The sequence below is a fragment of the Xaviernesmea rhizosphaerae genome (assembly GCF_001938945.1).
GTDB lineage: Bacteria > Pseudomonadota > Alphaproteobacteria > Rhizobiales > Rhizobiaceae > Xaviernesmea > Xaviernesmea rhizosphaerae.
The window spans coordinates 1-16,845 of record NZ_MKIO01000011.1 but is presented as its reverse complement, the minus strand read 5'-3'; the positions used below and the strand labels follow the sequence as shown (position 1 = coordinate 16,845).

Below are 16,845 nucleotides of genomic sequence, written 5' to 3'. Positions count from 1 at the left end.
GCGCGCATACCTTCTTCTCAAGCATATGCATCGCTGCAACCGTTATCTTTTGGTTGTGATTTATGAGTCCTGAGCCTAGCTTCTATAAGTACAGGGGCCACACCGTTAGGCGGGTGAATGCTGTTTTACAGAAATTTACCGATGATCCGGATGAGGCACTGCGGTGTTTTGTAGGATATCTCATGCTCGATGCATGGATCGGTAACGGAGATAGGCACAACGCAAACTGGGGGCTTGTGCTGGATTCGCAGAAGCGCACTATCACGCTGGCGCCAACTTTCGATCACGCGTCGAGTTTGGGTAGGGAACTGAGTGACGCGGTGAGAGCAGAGCGCATGGTTACGAAAGACAAACGCTTCGATGTGCGGGCATACGCCGAAAAAACGCGATCGGGGCTCTACATGGACCGGACGGATAAGCGACCACTGTCAACCATTGATGCTTTTCGTCATGCGAGTTCAGCGGGGAAAAAGCACGAGGAGTTCTGGTTGGCGCGCCTCTCGAAAGTGGATCCGGGTGACCTATCTGATATTTTTGAGCGCATACCTGCAGAACTCATTAGCACTGAGGCGGCGTCTTTTGCCTTGAATATGCTCGAAATCAACAGGCAAAAGCTATTGGGGCAAACGTGATGCGATCATTCTTCCTGAATTGGCAAGATCCGGAAACCCGAAGATGGCTCCCTGTTGCAAAGCTGATTAACCAGAGCGGGTATTATATTTTTGGATACACGCGCGGCTCTCAGGTTTCAGGAAACTTTCTTCCGTTTGGCAGAATGAATGATGTCTCGTCGTTGTACATCTCTAACGACCTGTTCCCTATCTTTGCCAACCGGGTCATGAACGAAAAAAGGCCAGAATACGCGAGGTACGTGCGTTGGTCTGGCCTAGACAGAGAGAGCGACCCATTGGGGCTGATGGCGCGAATTGGCGGCATGCGTGCGACTGATGCACTGCATGTGTCGCCGGTTCCTGTGAAAAGTCGTGACGGCCGGTATAGATCTGTTTTTTTTGTCCATGGAATTAGTCATCTAACGCAGGAGTCTGCAGATCGAGTAACAGCTCTGGAGCCTGGCGAAGTCTTGTGTCCGATGCTGGATATTCAAAATCCACACGATGGAAATGCTGTCTGTCTCAGAACGCAAAATCCTGCTGTCATCATTGGCTATTGCCCTCGATTTGTTGCTCCAGACCTTCGATATCTCTTCGAGAGTGCCAAGATAGCTCCTCGTCTGAAAGTACTTCAGGTGAATCGGGATGCGCCCTCTCAGTTCAAGCTTCTGTGCGAAGCGGTGTCATCTTGGCCTGAGAATTTTGTACCCTGCAATAGTGAAGAGCATCAGCTTATCAGTAATGTTGCAGTTGAAGATGCGCTGAAGACTGTGAGTACTGCAAAACCATTTCAACGAGCAGCGGGCTAACGAGCGGGCCGAGTACTGCGGCTACTAAAAGCCGGGTACACATGTTGGCTTTTCCTCGCTCGGGCCCGAAAGAAAGTTTGTCCGAACTCCTTCTTTATCCACCGCTCATAGTGCGCGGAGGACCGCTGATGGGCGGGATCAATCATCGTGTGGATACTGTCGAAGATGATGCAGTAGCCCTATGTCACCTGAGGCAGCTATTGGCCACTTCCGAGCTTATATTCCAGAGGCGATATCTTCGCTGCATTCTAGATCGTGCCCAATAGCGGAAGGTCTGGCACCGGCCCCATATCGGACAGCTTGCCGCCGAAAGCGGATGAACGCTATTAGCGCATCGCTGCCATGACAGCCTCCGACCCTAAGCGGTCATGGCCACCTCAGCCAGGTAGCCGATTCCGTTAGACTCACCGCCGTGGGTCTGGCATAAGCACAGGCGGACGCGATCGCCGTTATCTATAGAACGGGATCGGGCGACAGATTGACGTCACGTTGCTGCCGCGAGACCACGCTGGCCGTCCATTCAATGATACCACCTTATGACGACCCTTGGCCCAGAGCGAACACCCTCATTGTTCGATCCAGACTTGGGTAGGGTTCTCAGTCTGATGAAGGCGAGAAATTGAACCCCTCCCATTCGATCCGCTCTTGCCAATCTGGATGGCCAGCAGACCGGATGCGCTCGACCTGGGCGCGTTTGTGTGCAATCTGAATCGAGTGCCCGTCCCGCGCTTTCATGCCGCGTAGCTGTTCTCTGGCATTCCACAAGGCATCACGCCAAACCTCTTCCGAAATCCAATTGCTAGCCATGCCGGACAATCTCTCACTAAACGTTTGAGTTGTATTAAAGGGCGCACGATGTCCGGTGCTGGCGCAAAGCCGACATGAAGACGGCACGAACCTGCGTCCCACCCCCTCACGTCCCACAAAACGTCCTTCTCACCCGCTCCTCCTCCCTCGGCGCTTCCGCCAGCGGCGCATGCTCCGGCTGGTCGTCATAGGGACGGGAGAGCGCTTTCTGCAGGGCTTCGAACAGGGAGAAGTCGCCGTCTTCCTGGGCGGAGGCGATGGCCTGTTCGATGCGGTGGTTGCGGGGGATGAAGAGGGGGTTGACCTTGCGCATGGCCGCGCTGCGGGCGGCAAGGTCGCCGGGCTCGCGGGCGAGCCGGGCGCGCCAGGCTTCCAGCCAGCCGGAGAGCGCCACCGGCTGGCGGAAGCGTTCGGCCAGCGCCGCAGCATCGCCGGTCACGGCATCGGCCAGCGCGCGGAAGGCGAGCGTGTAGTCGGCTTCGCCTTCATGCAGCAGAGCGAGGAAGGCCTGGATCAGGTCGAGGTCGCCGTCTTCCTGCGTGGTGAGGCCGAGCTTGGCGCGCATCGTGGCGAGCCAGGCGGCCTGGAAGCGGGCGGGGAAGGCGTTGATGACGGCGCTGGCCTTTTCCACGGCCTTGTCGCCATCCGCGTCGATCAGCGGCAGCAGGCATTCGGCCAGCCGGGCGAGGTTCCACTGGGCGATGCCGGGCTGGCTGGCATAGGCGTAACGTCCGCCCCGGTCGATGGAGGAGAAGACCTTGCGCGGATCATAGGTGTCGAGAAAGGCGCAGGGGCCGAAATCCAGCGTCTCGCCCGAGATCGAGAAATTGTCGGTGTTCATCACCCCGTGGATGAAGCCGACGCCGAGCCAGCGGGCGATGAGGTCGGCCTGCCGGCCGGCCACGCGCTCGATGAGCGCCAGCGCCGGGATTTCGACCTGCTGAAGGTCCGGATCGTGGCGGGCGATGGCATAGTCGGTAAGCCGCTGAAGGCCCTCGCGGTCGTCGCGGGCGGCGAAGAACTGGAAGGTGCCGACGCGCAGGTGGCTGGCCGCCACCCGCGTCAGCACCGCGCCCGGCAGCACGGTTTCGCGATAGACTGGCTCGCCGGTGACGACGGCGGCAAGCGCGCGCGTCGCCGGAATGCCGAGCGCATGCATGGCCTCGCTCACCAGATATTCGCGCATCACGGGGCCGAGTGCCGCCCGCCCGTCGCCGCGCCTAGAAAAGGGCGTGGGGCCGGCGCCCTTCAGCTGAATGTCGCGGCGCCGGCCTTTGCCATCCACCACCTCGCCCAGCAGGATCGCCCGGCCATCGCCCAGCTGCGGCACGAAATTGCCGAACTGGTGGCCGGCATAGGCCATGGCCAGAGGTGCTGCCCCTTCCGGCACGCGGTTGCCGGAAAAGACCGCGCCGGCCTCGCGCGCCAGCGCCTCCGCGTCCAGCCCCAGCTCGGCGGCCAGCGCCTTGTTGAAAGCGATCACGACAGGCGCTTCCACCGGCGTGGGCAGCACGCGGGCGAAGAAGCGGTCGGGAAGGGCGGCATAGCTGTTGTCGAAGGGCAGGGGCGTTGCCTGCGCCAAAGCGCTCGGATCTTGGACGGGATTCGGGCTGAGGCGGGGATTCGGATCTGTCATGGTCGGCGATCTCCTTGGCCCTCGATATAGGCATGCCGGAGGGCGGGGGCAAATGCGCCTCAGGAGATGCGCGCTTTGCCGTCACCGGAGCATCGGACCAACAAGGGGGGCGGTTTTCACGCCGATCCTCTGGCGCAGACGGCCAGAAGACGCTGGCGGTCGGGCTCGAAGGTGATAACCTCCAGGCTGCGGGCGGCCGCTTCGCGCGCCAGCCGGCGGGCGGCGGCGGCGATCTCGGCATCGGGCCCGGCCGCCAGAAGCGCCATGGCTTTCTGCAGGCGAATGGAGAATTCGAGATTGCCGGCGCCGTCCCGCGCCATGCCGAGAAAGGCATCCTCGAACAGGTCCTGCGCCGTGATCGCCGGCACGAAGACGCGGTCGTAACGGATCCCGGCCTCCCGGTCCTGGCGCGGTGCTGTCTGCGAAAGCAGCCGCGTCAGCGCGGTCAGCACGTCGATGGCGGTGCCGGGATCGTTGACGGCGGCGGAATGGGCGCGCATGCCGATCTCCGCCAGCACCACCAGGCCGAAGCGCGGATCCTCCTTGAAGCTGCGGCGGGCGCCCAGCACGAAGCCCTCGCGGAAGGCGGCCTCGGCCGCCGCGTCCAGCGGCGTGCCCGCCTCGATCGCCAGGATCGGCTGGCCAGGACCGGCCAGCGCGCCCGGGCGCCTGAGAACATGGATGCGGGCCTGATGCGTTTCGCCAAGCGCCTGCAGCCGGGCCATGTCGAGATGCAGGATATGGCCGATCTCCTCGGGGCAGATCCGTATCGTATCCTCCGACACCCGGCCGAGCGGCCGGCCGCCGAGAAAGGGCGCGTCCCGGTGCGCCGCGATCTCCTTGAGCGCCACCGCCTCTACCCGGGCGATCGTTTCCCCGACCCGGCCGAGGCTGGTCAGATGATCGATCCAGCGCAGGAGCGTCAGCGTGATCAGGGCCACGAGCAGCAGCGTGGCGGCAAACAGCACGAAGCGACCGCCATCGTCATAAAGCCCGCTGCGCAGGGCGATCAGCCCGACCAGCGAAAACAGGAAGGCGCCGAGGAAGGTGGAGAGCGCGCGCTGCGCCGTTTCGTCTTCCAGAAGCAGCGTGGTGGCGCGCGGCGTGCCGCCGCTGGCGGCCGAGGCGGTGGCGGCAACTAGGGTGGAGAGCGAAAAGGTGGTGACCGTCAGCATCGAGGAACCGATGATCGTCAGGATCGAGCCGACCGAGTCCGCCCCCAGCTTGGCCGAGAGATCGGACGGAATGAAGCGTCCGAGCACCAGGCCTGCAAGGGCCGTGGCGATTCCCGCCAGACAATAGAGGCTGGCGCGCACCCATAGCCGCTTGGCGACCCGCTCGAACAGCCAGGACCAATGTCTCATCGTCCGCCCGTCTCCAGCCTGGTTTCAAGTGGCGCGCCGGCGCCTGCGGGCCGGCATCAAACCCTTGACGTCCATGGTAAAGATGCGGCAGTCGGGCGGAATGTCCAGATCTGCGCGGGCGTTCCCGCTTCCTCCGCCGCCTTCGTTCGGAAGATCGGGGAGCGGGCTCAGGCCGCGCTGGCGAAACCCGGATGATCCCAGAGGCTGAGCTCGGGCACGGCCGGCGGCATGTCGGGGGCGTTGTCACGCGGAGTTGCGGCGCTGGTCTGCGCCAGGCGGATGCGTTCCTTGATCTCGTCGAGGATCGCATGCTGCTCGTCCTGCGGCAGTCTGCGCAGGCTTTCCTCGGTCAGGCCGTTTTCTTCCAGCACCTGGGCGCGGATCGTTTCGGCCAGCGAGCGCTTCGACCAGTCGATGAATTCGCGCTCGGTGCGGCCGAAGCCGCTATTGTCGGCAGCGGCGCCATCGCCGGAGAACTGCTCCTTGAACTGCATGTCGAACAGCGCGCTCGACAGGCGGGAGGAGGGGGCGGCCACCGGCAGCGGTGGTGCTGCGGCATAGCGGGCGACGCCGGACTGAACGGACAGGGAAATGGACGCTGCGGCTTCGGGCGTCGGCGTCAACAGGGCACGCGCTGCTAATGACTGGCTTTCGATCCGCATGGCGAACCCTCCTTTTACAAGGAAAGGCTGATCCATGGGGCTTGCGCGAAGCTTGCGCGGTTGTACCCGCGCGCCAAACCCTTGGCACGACGTGCAATTTTCAAGCGCCGATCCCGCATGCCCGCTCTATCGCGAGGCTTGGCCGGGCCTTGAGGCGGCGCGGCAGGAGCGAATCACCTCAGGTGTCTGCGAGGGAACAGCTGCGTTTGTGCCGGAAAATGGTTAATGAAAGGTTAACCTAACCATTTCCAGGTCGGCCATGAGACGATCAGTGGAAACGATCATTTCTTGCCCCTGCTGAAATCGCCTTCAGCGACTCTGCTCGAAAATGGAATATTTGATATGTCGCCGGTTGCCAAGCTTGATGTGGGCTCTGGATGTGGGCGGAGCCAGCCTAGGATTCTCCAAACCGGTCGTCCCGGTTACGGACTGAAAGAATTGGGCCGCCAGTTTGGCTTGAGTAGACAGAGGATAGCCGGCACCGAGGGAATAGCCATTCCACCCATCGCTTCCGGGATCATTCGACCAAGGCGCAGAGAAAATGTTGTCGGTCCCTCGGTATGAAATGACCGTCTGACCGTTCCAATCGTAGGCGATGGCTTAGAAGCCAGGCCTCCTGGGAGCCCACTGGCAGGTTTATGGGTTTAACAGTGGCGTTTCCGATTTTTGAACCAGCCCCACCAAGTCCATCAGCTTGGCCCTCGCTCTCGGAAATGCCATCGTCTATTCCAGGGTTGTAACCACGATTGTAGGAATCCATCGCGAGGATCGCCATGAGAAGATCATTGGAAACAGTCATCTCTTACCCCTTATGAAATCGCCTTGAGCTACTTTGCTGGAAAATGGAATGTTTGATATATCACCCGTTGCTGGGCTCAATGTGGGCTCGGGATAAGGGCCGAGCCAGAGCAAGACTTTTTTGACCTTCCCTTTGGTCACGGGCTCCTCCGTCAACGCCAGAGTCATGCTCTGCAGCCGATAGCCAGGACCAAACGAGGCTTCGAGATTGGCGGGATCAACGCGCTCAACACTGGCAGGATCGTTGATGTCCCCAAAGGTGACAAGCAGGGGATGGTCCCTTCGGGACAACGTCACCGATCGGTAGGCTTCCGCCTCGCCTCTCTCCAGAAGCTTGGCAGCGTCGATGACATCCATCTTCGGGTAAAGCTGTTCGCCAAGCGACGGCGTGCCACTCAGGAGTGCAAAGAGATAGCGCCCCTGAGAAAGCTCCATGACAACCGCTTCGCCGGAAAGTGTGAAGGATACGCCACTTCCCTCGGGTGGGTTCCATGGTCCTCGCTTGTCGCTCAGACGCATCTGTTGAACGGACGAGGCACTGAGGGGGCCATTCGGCGTGTCCACCGTCACCGTCAGCTTCTGGTGCCATTCGTAGCCGTTCCAGACCACGGCGAGGAAGAGGCCGATCGCCGCGAGGAACAGAAGAAGTGCCAGAAGTGCGATGTTTTTCATGCAATGGTTCCCTCACATCCGCCGTTGATGCCGGATATGAGGGAACACTGAAGTTCTTTAATATCTAGGCAAGCTTCCCCGCCAGCTTCAGCGCGAAGGCGTATTCGAAGGCGATCTCTTCCAGGCGCTGGAAGCGGCCGGAGGCGCCGGCATGGCCGGCATCCATGTTGATCTTGAACAGGACAGGCGCGCCGCTCGTGGTCTTTTCCCGCAGCCTGGCCACCCATTTCGCCGGCTCCCAATAGGTCACGCGCGGATCGGTGAGGCCGGCGGTCGCCAGGATCACCGGATAGGGCCTGGCATCGACATTGTCATAGGGAGAATAGCTGGCGATGATCCGGTAGAAGGCTTCGCTCTCGATCGGGTTGCCCCATTCCGGCCATTCCGGCGGGGTCAGCGGCAGCGTGTCGTCCAGCATGGTGGTGAGCACGTCGACGAAGGGAACGGCGGCGATGATGCCGGCGAATTTTTCCGGCGCCATGTTGGCGACGGCCCCCATCAGCATGCCGCCGGCCGAGCCGCCCTCGGCGACGATGCGGTCGTAAGCGGTAAAGCCTTCCGCCACCAGATGATCGGCGCAGGCGATGAAGTCGGTGAAGGTGTTCACCTTCTTCGCCATCTTCCCGTCTTCGTACCAGGCGAAGCCCTTGTCCTTGCCGCCGCGGATATGGGCGATGGCATAGACGAAGCCGCGATCGACCAGCGACAGGCAGCCGGTGTTGAAGCCGGCCGGAATGCTGGAGCCATAGGCGCCATAGCCATAGAGCAGGCAGGGGGCGGAGCCGTCCAGCGCCGTGTCCTTGCGGTAGAGCAGCGTCACCGGCACGCGCTCGCCATCCTGGGCTGGGGCAAAGACCCGGCGGGTGACATAGGCGTCGGGATCGTGGCCGGAGGGCACTTCCTGCGTCTTCAAAAGCCGGCGCTCGCGGGTCGCCATGTCATATTCATAGAGCTGCGACGGCGTCGTCATCGAGGAATAGGAGAAGCGGATGACATCGGTGTCATATTCCGCCGCGCCATGCAGGCTGAGCGCATAGGCCTCCTCGGCAAAGGCGATCGCGTGCTCTTCGCCGCTCCTGCGGTCGCGGATGCGGATCTGCGGCAGGCCGTTTTCGCGCGCCAGCCAGACCAGGTGGCGGGCATAGGCCTCATGGGCGAGGATCAGCGTGCCGGGGGTGTGGGGCACCACGTCGCGCCAGTTTTCCCGCCCGGGCGCCGTCACCGGCGTCTCCATGATCTTGAAGTCCTTGGCGCCGTCGGCATTGGTGAGGATGTAGAAGACATCGCCGCCCTCGGTCAGGTCATATTCGATGCCGGTCTCGCGCCGCGCCACCAGCTGCGGCTTGGCCATGAGGTCCGAGGTCGGGATCAGCCAGTATTCGCTGGTCTCGTGGTCGTTGATGTCGATGAAGATGAAATCGTCGAGCGTGGAGCCGCCGACATTCATGAAGAAGCCGGCATCGGCCTCCTCATAGACCAGCCGGTCTTCGGCCTGCGGCTGGCCGAGGATATGGTGGAAGACGCGCGAGGGGCGGTGGTTGTCGTCCAGAACGGTGTAGAAGAAGCTTTTGGCATCGGGCGCCCAGACGCCGTCGCCGCCGGTGTTCTCGATCCGGTCGGCCAAGTCCTCGCCGGTCTCCAGATCGCGGACCCGCAGCGTGTAGAATTCCGAGCCCTTGTCGTCATAGGCCCAGAGACCCAGGCGATGATCGCTGGAATGATCGATGCCGCCGAGGTCGAAATAGGGCTTGCCCTCGGCTTCCTTGTCACCATCGAGCAGAAGCGTCTCGGCGCCGCCCTCGCGCGGAGTTCGGAAGAAGCGCGGATGCTCGCCGCCGGTGACGAAGGCGGTGCCATAGGCGTAAGGCCCGTCCTTGACCGGAACGGAGCTGTCATCCTCCTTGATGCGGCCACGCATCTCGGCAAACAGCGCCTTCTGCAGGCCCTCCGTGTCGGCCATCGCCGCCTTCTGATAGGCGTTCTCGGCCTCCAGATGGGCGCGGATCTCCGGATCGAGAATAGTAGGGTTCTTGAACATGGCCTGCCAGTTCTCCGCGCGGAGCCAGGCATAGTCGTCCGTGCGGGTAATCCCGTGGCGGGTATCGGTCACCGGCTTCTTCGGGGCGATCGGGGCGGGCGGCAGGGCGTCGAACAGGGCCAAGGAGCATCTCCGGACTGGCGGGCGTTTGGGTTCCGCCCGCAGAAATAGAGGGCGCGGCCAGGGGGATCAAGCTGGATCAAGCCGGATCGTCCCTCGTCTCTTCCCGCGCACGGCCTGCCATGCCAGGCCGGAGCCCGCCATCAACCGCCGGAAAGGCTGCGGGGCGGCCAGGGCCCTTTCAGCATTTCCACGGCGAAATCGATGAAGGCGCGGATCTTGGCCGTCTCCGCCAGCCGGTCCACCACGCAGACATAAATTTCCAGTGGCTCTGGATCGGCAAAGGAGGGGGCGCCCTCTGCCGCCGTGCCGAGGGCTGCCCCGTCGCCCGGGCGGGCAAAGAGCGAGACCAGCCGGCCCTCCTCGATCAGCGGATCGGCGAGGAAGGCGCCAAGCCGGGTGATGCCCTGGCCGGCCAGCGCCAGCGTCGCCAGCGTGTCGATGTCGTTGGCGACGATCTTCACCCCCAGCGGAGGCTCGAAGCGGGCGCCGTCGCGCACGAAGCCCCAGGGCAGGATCCGGCCGTTGCGGGCGAAGCGGAAGGCGAGGCAATCATGGTCCTTCAGTGCCTCCGGCGTCTTCGGCGTGCCGGCGCGGGCGAGATAGGCGGGCGACGCCACCAGATGGATCGGCACGGTCAGCAGCCGGCGCGAGATCAGCCCCGGTTCGAGCTGGTTCTGGAAGCGGATGCTGACATCGATATCATCGCCCAGATGGTCGGCGCTGATATCGCCCAGCGCCAGCTCCACCGCGATCTCAGGATAGGCGGCGAGAAAGCGCGGCAAGAGCCGCGCCAGCACATGGCGGCCAAAGGCGATGGAGCAGGCAATCTTCAGCCGCCCGCGCGGCCGGCCGCCGAGCGCCACCGCCGCATCGCCCGCCCGCTCCAGCGCTTCCAGCAGCGGCGCCACACGCTCGAGATAGACCCGGCCGGCTTCGGTCAGCGCCAGCCGGCGCGTGGTGCGCCGCATCAGCCGCGTGCCAAGCGTTTCCTCGAGCCGGGCTATGTTCTGGCTGGCGGCTGCCGGCGTGATGCCGAGCTTGCGGGCGGCCGCCGCGATGCTGCCGAGCTCGGCAGCGCGCACGAAACATTCGATCGGCCGGAGATTGTCCAAGCGGCGGCTCCTGTCATCGACGAAGGGGCATGGGCGCGGGGAAAGCGGCGAGGCATCGGAACGAGACGATCAGGGCGAGCAGAACCGCCTCGTCACTCGTAAGATTTTCTTTCTAATCCTTCAATCCTGCCGTGGCTACAGCTTTTGAATGCGGCACTGTACATCGAAGGTCATCAGCAAGCGGCGATGGAGAACCAGCCCGCCGCACCCCGTGCACCCCGATTTCGAAAGGATTTCGCCATGACCGAACAGACCGTTTCCGCCGCCGGCCACGTTGCCGCAACTGGCCCCATCGCTGGCCCTGTCCGAGGGACCTTTAAGCTCCCGCTCTGGACGCTGCCCTATGTCTTCGCCTTCTTCATGGCCGGGATCATGGCGATGATCATGAGCGCAGTAATCGTCGGCGTGAATGGCGGGATCGATGCCGGCTATCCCGCCCGTGTGCTCGATGCCTATGCGATCGCCGCGCCCACGGCCTTCTTCGCCGTGCTCGCCGTGCGGCCCGTGGTCATGTGTCTGGTGGCGCTGGTGGTGCGGCTAGGCTGACAGTCTGTCCACTCATCGCCGTTGGCCGCCTGCAAATGGAAATGTCTGCGCTTCCGGTGCTCACGGACCTTAAGGACGCTACGCTCCGGTTCTCGAAATCACCATTTTCGTCAGACCAACAGCAAGTCTTGAACAGACTGTGAGGCCCGGGCGGCTTCGGCTCACCCTCTGGTCTGGAACTGCCCTGTGCCGACGATCGACGGCAATGCCCGGCCAGACCGTCAGGCCGAAAGCGTCAGGCCCATGCCCCAGGGATCGATCAGCTTTGCCCGCGTGCCGCTGCGCGTCACCGCGATCTCCAGCCGGTCGAGGCTGTCCAGCGCCTGCTGGAAGCGGGCGGGATCGTTGAAGCGGATGGCGTAATCGGCAAGCCCGGCCATGCGGCTCTCGCGCCGCGGAGCGCCGCGCGAATTCCAGATATTGGCCGCGACATGGTGATGATAGCGGCCGGCGGCGTAGAAATGCGCGCCGGGATAGGTCGCCATCAGATCGAGCCCCAGAACCGCGCGGAAGAACTGATCCGCCTCCGGCAGGGCGGAGACCTGCAGATGGATATGGCCGAGCGCCGTGCCCGGCGCCATCCCGGAGAAACCCTGCTGCGGGGCTTCGTCGTAAAGCGACTGCAGGTCGAGCGGCAGGGTGGCCATGGCGACCATGCCATCCGACTGATAGCGCCATTCCTCGCGCGGCCGGTCGCGATAGACCTCGATGCCGTTGCCCTCCGGATCGGTCAGATAGATCGCCTCGCTGACCAGATGGTCGGACGCCCCCTGCAGCCGCACGCCGGAATGGGCCGCATGCGCCAGCCACCGCGCCAGTTCGCGGCGATCCGGAACCAGGAAGGCATTGTGAAACAATCCGGCGGCGCGCGGGGCGGAGGGGGCGAGATCGGCGCGGCTCGTCAGCGTGAGAAGCGGTACGCCGCCGGCGCCCAGCGTCTGGCCGCTGGCGCTGCTCTCGATCGGCGTCAGGCCGAGAATGCGCTGATACCAGGCCGAGACCATCGGCAGATCGCGCACCTGCAGATGGGCATGCTCGACGAAGAGTGGCATGGACACCGCGTGATCGCCTGCCTGTCGGCTGTTCTCTTCCGGGCTGTTGTCTGCGGCGCTGTCGGGCATGCGGGTTTCTCCGGATCGTCGCCCGGCCGGTATGGCGGGCACGGGCAAGGCAGGCAGGGCGGACAGGCCGCCGATGATCGCACCATAAGACCAGGGCCCCCGCCAGCAAAGCCAGCCTGTGCGCGATGAAGCGTTCACGCAGTGTTGACGACCCCACGGCACATTCCGGCTGCGTCTTGATCCTGATCAAGGACGTTATCCTCTCGCGCGGGCATGATCGTTTTCAGCGCCTAGCCCTTCAAGGGCGGGCCTTTTTCAAGGAGGTCGTCATGTACCGGAAAATCATCGTTCCCATTGCCATCGATCGTCTGACGCAGGGCGAGGCGACGCTGAAGCGCGCCATGGCGCTGCTCGACGAGGGCGGCGAGATCGTCCTGCTCAACGTGGTCGAGGATCTCAATGCCTATGCCCAGGGCTATATGATCGTCGATTTCCCCCAGCAGATGATCGAGGATTCGGTGCGCCACGCCGAGCGCACGCTGAACGCGCTGAAGGCCAAGCACAATGTGCCCGGTCGCGTCGTCATCGAGATCGGCGGCCCGGCCGGGCGCATCAACGAGCTGGCCGAGATGGAGAAGGCCGATCTCGTCATCATCGCCTCGCATCAGCCGGGGCTCAGCGATTACTTCATCGGCTCCACCGCCAGCCGCTGTGCCGCCCATTGCCACAGTGCGGTCCTGATCGACCGGTAAGGCCCTGCTGGCGGGGTCAGCGGCAAATCGCCTGTTCCCTCCGCCCGCAGCCTCTGTCATGCTGCGGGCGAAGCAAGGAAGGAGGCGGCTGGCAATGCATGTTCCCGGCGTGAAATGGACCTATGACACCGCCGAGCTGATCGCCGACGGCATCGTGCATGGCATCGGCCTGGCGCTGGCGCTGGTCGGCGTGACGGCGCTGATTTTCTACACCACGCTCTTTGGCACGGCCGGCCAGCTCGCCGCCGCCTGGGTCTATGGCGCCGGCCTGGTGCTGACGCTGTCGATCTCGTTTCTCTACAATCTCTATCCGGTTTCGCGCACCAAATGGCTTTTGCGGCGGGTCGATCATTCCTCGATCTTCATCCTGATCGCCGCCACTTACACGCCCTTTCTGCAGCAGGGTTGGGATAGCCCCTTCCTCTTTGCCATGCTGATCGGCATCTGGCTGATCGCCGCCTTCGGCATCGCGCTGAAGTGCCTCTTTCCCGGCCGCTTCGACCGGCTGGCGATCCTGCTCTATCTCGCCATGGGCTGGAGCGGCGTGGCTGCCGCCGAGCCGCTGACAGGCCGCCTGCCGGAGGCGACACTGGTGCTCATTCTCATCGGCGGGCTGATCTATTCCTTCGGCGTGATCTTCCATGTGTGGGAAAAGCTGCGCTTCCAGAATGCCATCTGGCACGGCTTCGTCGTGGCCGCCGCCGCCGTTCATTACTCCGCCGTCGTCACCTGTATCAGCGCCGCAGGTGTGTAATCGCCCAGGCACGGGCAGTCAGGCACGGGCAGTCAGGCAAGGGCGACCAGGAAGCCCGGGCGGATGACCGAGTGCGCCCGGCCCTGAAGCGGAAAACAGGCATCGGATGAAGGCAGCGCACCGTCCGATGCCGCAGACGCCTTATGTCCTCAGGCGGGATCGGAGCCGGCGGGCTCGAAGGTCAGCGCCACGCCATTCATGCAATAGCGCAGGCCGGTGGGGGCGGGGCCATCCGGAAAGACATGGCCGAGATGCGCGTCGCAATCGGCGCAGCGGATTTCCGTTCGCACCATGCCATAGGACAGATCGCGATGCGCGGTCACGGCGCCGGCATCGATCGGCTGGGTAAAGCTCGGCCAGCCCGTGCCGGAATTGAACTTCGCCTTGGCGTCATAGAGCGCTCGCCCGCAACAGACGCAGCGATAGGTTCCGGGCTTCGTGCTGTCGAAGTCCGGGCTGGAGAAGGCGCGCTCCGTGCCATGCTGCCGGGTAATGCGGAACTGCTCCGGCGTCAGCAGTGCCCGCCATTCCTCCTCGCTCTTGTGAACCTTCAGGCTGCCGGCGTCGGCGGGTTTCGTCTGATCCATGGGTCTCTCCATCCTCATAGCAGGCAATCAAGCCGTCCCGATCGCCCTGCTTCGCCGAATATATAGGAAAGGCAGGGGGCGACGGCCATCTCCGGGGCGCATCCGCATCGGGCAGGCGGCGCCGGACCCGGGGCGGGGACGGCCTCCGGTTGATGTGATGTTCGCTTGGGCCGAAACGTTTCTATCGGCATGGCCTGGACGCCTTCCTCAGGCGCCAGCCGGGCTTGTTTCTGTAGAGCACAGGCCAACGCGCTTGTGGGCCGCTGCGGTCTTGGCGAGGATGTGCGTGGCCATCGAAGCCTGCCATCCGGCGATTTCCCGGATCATGTCGCCGTGATTCTGATAGTGGAGCCCGCCGAGGGTGATGTTGCGCCAGCCGCCAAGCGGTGGCGCTCCCGTCGCACGATCAGCGCATCCATCTCAGGTTGCTTTATATTTTCCTGTTCAATGTTTGAGTTTGTCTGCAGGCAGCCGATGATAGCCTTCGTCTCGCTTTGCCTCTGTGTTTTTGATGAAGCAGGAAGATTTACGACAGCTGGCGGTCGCTCTGTCATAATTCTGTCCCGATAGAACAGAACACCGCTCTCCAGCCCAAAACACCTGTTTACCGAGGGTTGTCGATACCACATGCTCTCCGCTGTAAAGCAGCTTTGTCGCAATATTTCCGCTCTACAGGGTGATTTTGCATTGGCCTTTTGCCAATGCGGTGCTAATCGAACATCAGCTCTTTGATGAAGGCGCTTGACGATGCTTTGTTCGTGTCGTTGCCTGCCGGAGGCAAGAGCCGATCTGACAGCACTTTATACAGCATTCTATGTATCTTTGAAAAGAGTTTGCGCCGATGTATTGCAGATTTTGCTAACTCAATCTTGTTAAGGCAGGGCGAATGTCCGGTCAGGTTGTGTCTTTGATGCGCCGTGTCCATCCAGGTCGATAAGAAGATTCGGAAATAAGATCCGTGCGCTCTCAATGTCCTTCCCGCCTTTTTGGCAAAGGCAGCCTTCTTCGGAAGGATAACCGGTTTGGCTCCGATCCGTCCGATTGAACAATCCAGGGCCCGCCGTCTGACGGCGCGGCTATATTTCACACAGAGCGCTTCGTGCGCCAAGATCCATAACGTTTCGAAGGAGATCATCATGAGTGATGCAGCCGTCGGTCCAGGCCAGGAACTCCTGGTGGAGCTCACCGCTGAAATCGTTTCAGCCTATGTCAGCAATCACAATGTGCCCGTCGCGGATCTGACCGTGCTGATCAATGACGTGCATTCAGCGCTCAGTGGCACGGGCGTTCCGGTTCCGGCTCCGGCCGTGGCGGAAAAGCCGAAACCGGCTGTTTCGGTGCGCAAGTCGGTTCAGGACGATCAGATCACCTGCCTGGAATGCGGCGGCACCTTCAAGTCGCTGAAGCGCCATCTGATGACCCATCACAATCTCTCTCCCGAGGAATATCGGGAAAAGTGGGATTTGGCTATCGACTATCCCATGGTGGCCCCGGCCTATGCCGAGGCGCGCTCGCGGCTTGCCAAGGAAATGGGCCTCGGCCAGCGCCGCAAGCGCGGCTGATCCCCGGAAGAGACGGGGCGGCCTCGCGGCTGTTTCCGCTTCTGACGTTTTGAAGTCCCATGTTCGGGGGGTCGATAGAGCCCCCGAATGGCCTCGATGGGAGCCGCTCGAGAAGGTTCTGTTCGAGCTATGCAAGCCGGGGCGACAGCTTGCGGAAGGGCGCGCCACCCGCTTCCCGTCGCGCGGTCCAGGGGCCAAAACCTCGCGCCCGTGATCGGGAGAGCCGGCTGCCGTCCCGTCGTGACCGGCGGGCTGCCCAAGACAATGTCGACTGACTTCCCCCGATCGGTCGTCTGTGGGCCAGAGCCGTGCCCTCTTGTGACGCATGCGCTCCCATGAGCGTGAGGATCGCTGGAGCGCCCGTTCAGCCCCGCGCCGCGACATCGGCCTTATACCGCCCTATCTCTCCCCCATTGGTCCGGCGCACGCCCTTTGCTGGGTGTCGGGCGCCCGTCGCATCCTTTTCAGGAAGTCCGCCCCATCTGAACGGGCGCTTTTTGTGCCATGATCGAAAAGCCTGTCGGCAGGGGAATGCTGTGGTTCCCGTCATGGCCGGCCGCTCCGCGAAAATGCTGCCTGTTGGGATCATGAGAGACTGTCAGGCGCGGGGACAGGGGCTGCGCGCCACCCGGAAGGGACGCCGCAGAACCGCGATCATCCACCTGATCTCGCTTTTGCCAGCCGATATCCTCTGCAAGTAAGGCCACCAGAAGCCCGCCCTTCCCTTCACTGGTCCCATTCTCCCTTTTGTCTCCATTTTCTCTCCTGCTTTCCTCCAGTCCGACGCCCTTATTGCGCCCATTGCGGAGAGGATCGCCCTGCCGACTAAGTGTGTGGATCAGTTTTTCCTGTTTTCTTTCAGTCTCTTACCCAGTTCCGTCATTTTTCTTTCATTTCCTGTGTTGACGTTTCGGGTTTGGTGGCCGTATAAGGCGCTCATCGAACGAGGGG

The 16,845-nt window shown here is 62.7% G+C and carries 17 protein-coding genes; 6 read left to right on the top strand and 11 right to left on the bottom strand.

Annotated features, from left to right (window positions below):
- Positions 1-62: 62 nt before the first annotated feature.
- Together BJF92_RS00305 and BJF92_RS24830 are read left to right on the top strand one after the other, a co-directional pair.
- Positions 63-632, top strand: a complete 570-nt coding sequence (locus BJF92_RS00305) for a HipA domain-containing protein (RefSeq protein WP_078057737.1) — start codon at positions 63-65, stop codon at positions 630-632.
- The gene (locus BJF92_RS24830) at positions 632-1,420 is read left to right on the top strand and encodes an HIRAN domain-containing protein (RefSeq protein ID WP_075632798.1); all 789 of its coding nucleotides are present in this window, start codon (positions 632-634) and stop codon (positions 1,418-1,420) included. Before BJF92_RS00305 ends, BJF92_RS24830 begins: the two co-directional genes overlap by 1 nt.
- A 597-nt stretch (positions 1,421-2,017) precedes the next feature.
- On the opposite strand, the gene BJF92_RS24825 is transcribed toward BJF92_RS24830, so the two are convergent.
- From BJF92_RS24825 to BJF92_RS00270, 8 genes are all read right to left on the bottom strand, one after another.
- A complete protein-coding gene (locus BJF92_RS24825) occupies positions 2,018-2,227 on the bottom strand; it encodes a hypothetical protein (RefSeq protein WP_143523842.1) in 210 nt (69 codons plus the stop codon).
- 106 nt (positions 2,228-2,333) lie between these two features.
- Entirely contained in the window at positions 2,334-3,863 is a 1,530-nt protein-coding gene (locus BJF92_RS00295; RefSeq protein WP_078057734.1) for a protein adenylyltransferase SelO, read from the bottom strand.
- Between the two features lie 116 nt (positions 3,864-3,979).
- Entirely contained in the window at positions 3,980-5,227 is a 1,248-nt protein-coding gene (locus BJF92_RS00290) for a DUF2254 domain-containing protein (RefSeq protein WP_075632797.1), read from the bottom strand.
- Between the two features lie 167 nt (positions 5,228-5,394).
- Positions 5,395-5,889: a hypothetical protein gene (locus tag BJF92_RS00285; protein ID WP_075632796.1), complete on the bottom strand. Its 495-nt coding sequence runs from the start codon at positions 5,887-5,889 to the stop codon at positions 5,395-5,397.
- Between the two features lie 517 nt (positions 5,890-6,406).
- Positions 6,407-6,688 (bottom strand): hypothetical protein, encoded by a 282-nt coding sequence (locus BJF92_RS24820; protein WP_143523841.1) that lies wholly within the window; start codon positions 6,686-6,688, stop codon positions 6,407-6,409.
- Positions 6,685-7,359, bottom strand: a complete 675-nt coding sequence (locus tag BJF92_RS00280; protein ID WP_075632795.1) for a hypothetical protein — start codon at positions 7,357-7,359, stop codon at positions 6,685-6,687. Before BJF92_RS00280 ends, BJF92_RS24820 begins: the two co-directional genes overlap by 4 nt.
- A gap of 64 nt (positions 7,360-7,423) precedes the next feature.
- On the bottom strand, positions 7,424-9,520 hold the full coding sequence (locus BJF92_RS00275) for a S9 family peptidase (RefSeq protein ID WP_075632794.1): 2,097 nt from the start codon (positions 9,518-9,520) through the stop codon (positions 7,424-7,426).
- A gap of 140 nt (positions 9,521-9,660) precedes the next feature.
- On the bottom strand, positions 9,661-10,632 hold the full coding sequence (locus BJF92_RS00270) for a LysR family transcriptional regulator (RefSeq protein ID WP_075632793.1): 972 nt from the start codon (positions 10,630-10,632) through the stop codon (positions 9,661-9,663).
- A 240-nt stretch (positions 10,633-10,872) separates the two neighbouring features.
- Between BJF92_RS00270 and BJF92_RS00265 the strand changes: the two genes are divergently transcribed.
- Positions 10,873-11,178, top strand: a complete 306-nt coding sequence (locus BJF92_RS00265; RefSeq protein ID WP_075632792.1) for a DUF2798 domain-containing protein — start codon at positions 10,873-10,875, stop codon at positions 11,176-11,178.
- Positions 11,179-11,399: 221 nt separating this feature from the next.
- Here BJF92_RS00265 and BJF92_RS00260 read toward each other — a convergent pair whose 3' ends face one another.
- On the bottom strand, positions 11,400-12,299 hold the full coding sequence (locus BJF92_RS00260) for a VOC family protein (protein ID WP_075632791.1): 900 nt from the start codon (positions 12,297-12,299) through the stop codon (positions 11,400-11,402).
- A 269-nt stretch (positions 12,300-12,568) separates the two neighbouring features.
- Between BJF92_RS00260 and BJF92_RS00255 the strand changes: the two genes are divergently transcribed.
- Together BJF92_RS00255 and trhA are read left to right on the top strand one after the other, a co-directional pair.
- Entirely contained in the window at positions 12,569-12,991 is a 423-nt protein-coding gene (locus BJF92_RS00255; RefSeq protein ID WP_075632790.1) for a universal stress protein, read from the top strand.
- 94 nt (positions 12,992-13,085) lie between these two features.
- Positions 13,086-13,745, top strand: a complete 660-nt coding sequence (gene trhA / locus BJF92_RS00250) for a PAQR family membrane homeostasis protein TrhA (protein ID WP_075632789.1) — start codon at positions 13,086-13,088, stop codon at positions 13,743-13,745.
- A 149-nt stretch (positions 13,746-13,894) separates the two neighbouring features.
- On the opposite strand, the gene msrB is transcribed toward trhA, so the two are convergent.
- Together msrB and BJF92_RS24815 are read right to left on the bottom strand one after the other, a co-directional pair.
- Complete coding sequence (gene msrB / locus BJF92_RS00245; protein ID WP_075632788.1) at positions 13,895-14,332, bottom strand: peptide-methionine (R)-S-oxide reductase MsrB; 438 nt, start codon at positions 14,330-14,332, stop codon at positions 13,895-13,897.
- 709 nt (positions 14,333-15,041) lie between these two features.
- Positions 15,042-15,470 carry a hypothetical protein gene (locus tag BJF92_RS24815; protein WP_139790488.1) on the bottom strand — a complete coding sequence of 143 codons (429 nt, stop codon included), beginning with the start codon at positions 15,468-15,470 and terminating at the stop codon, positions 15,042-15,044.
- On the opposite strand from BJF92_RS24815, the gene BJF92_RS00240 reads away from it, so the two are divergent.
- Entirely contained in the window at positions 15,469-15,894 is a 426-nt protein-coding gene (locus tag BJF92_RS00240) for a Ros/MucR family transcriptional regulator (RefSeq protein ID WP_075632800.1), read from the top strand. The genes BJF92_RS24815 and BJF92_RS00240 overlap by 2 nt on opposite strands.
- Positions 15,895-16,845: the final 951 nt, after the last annotated feature.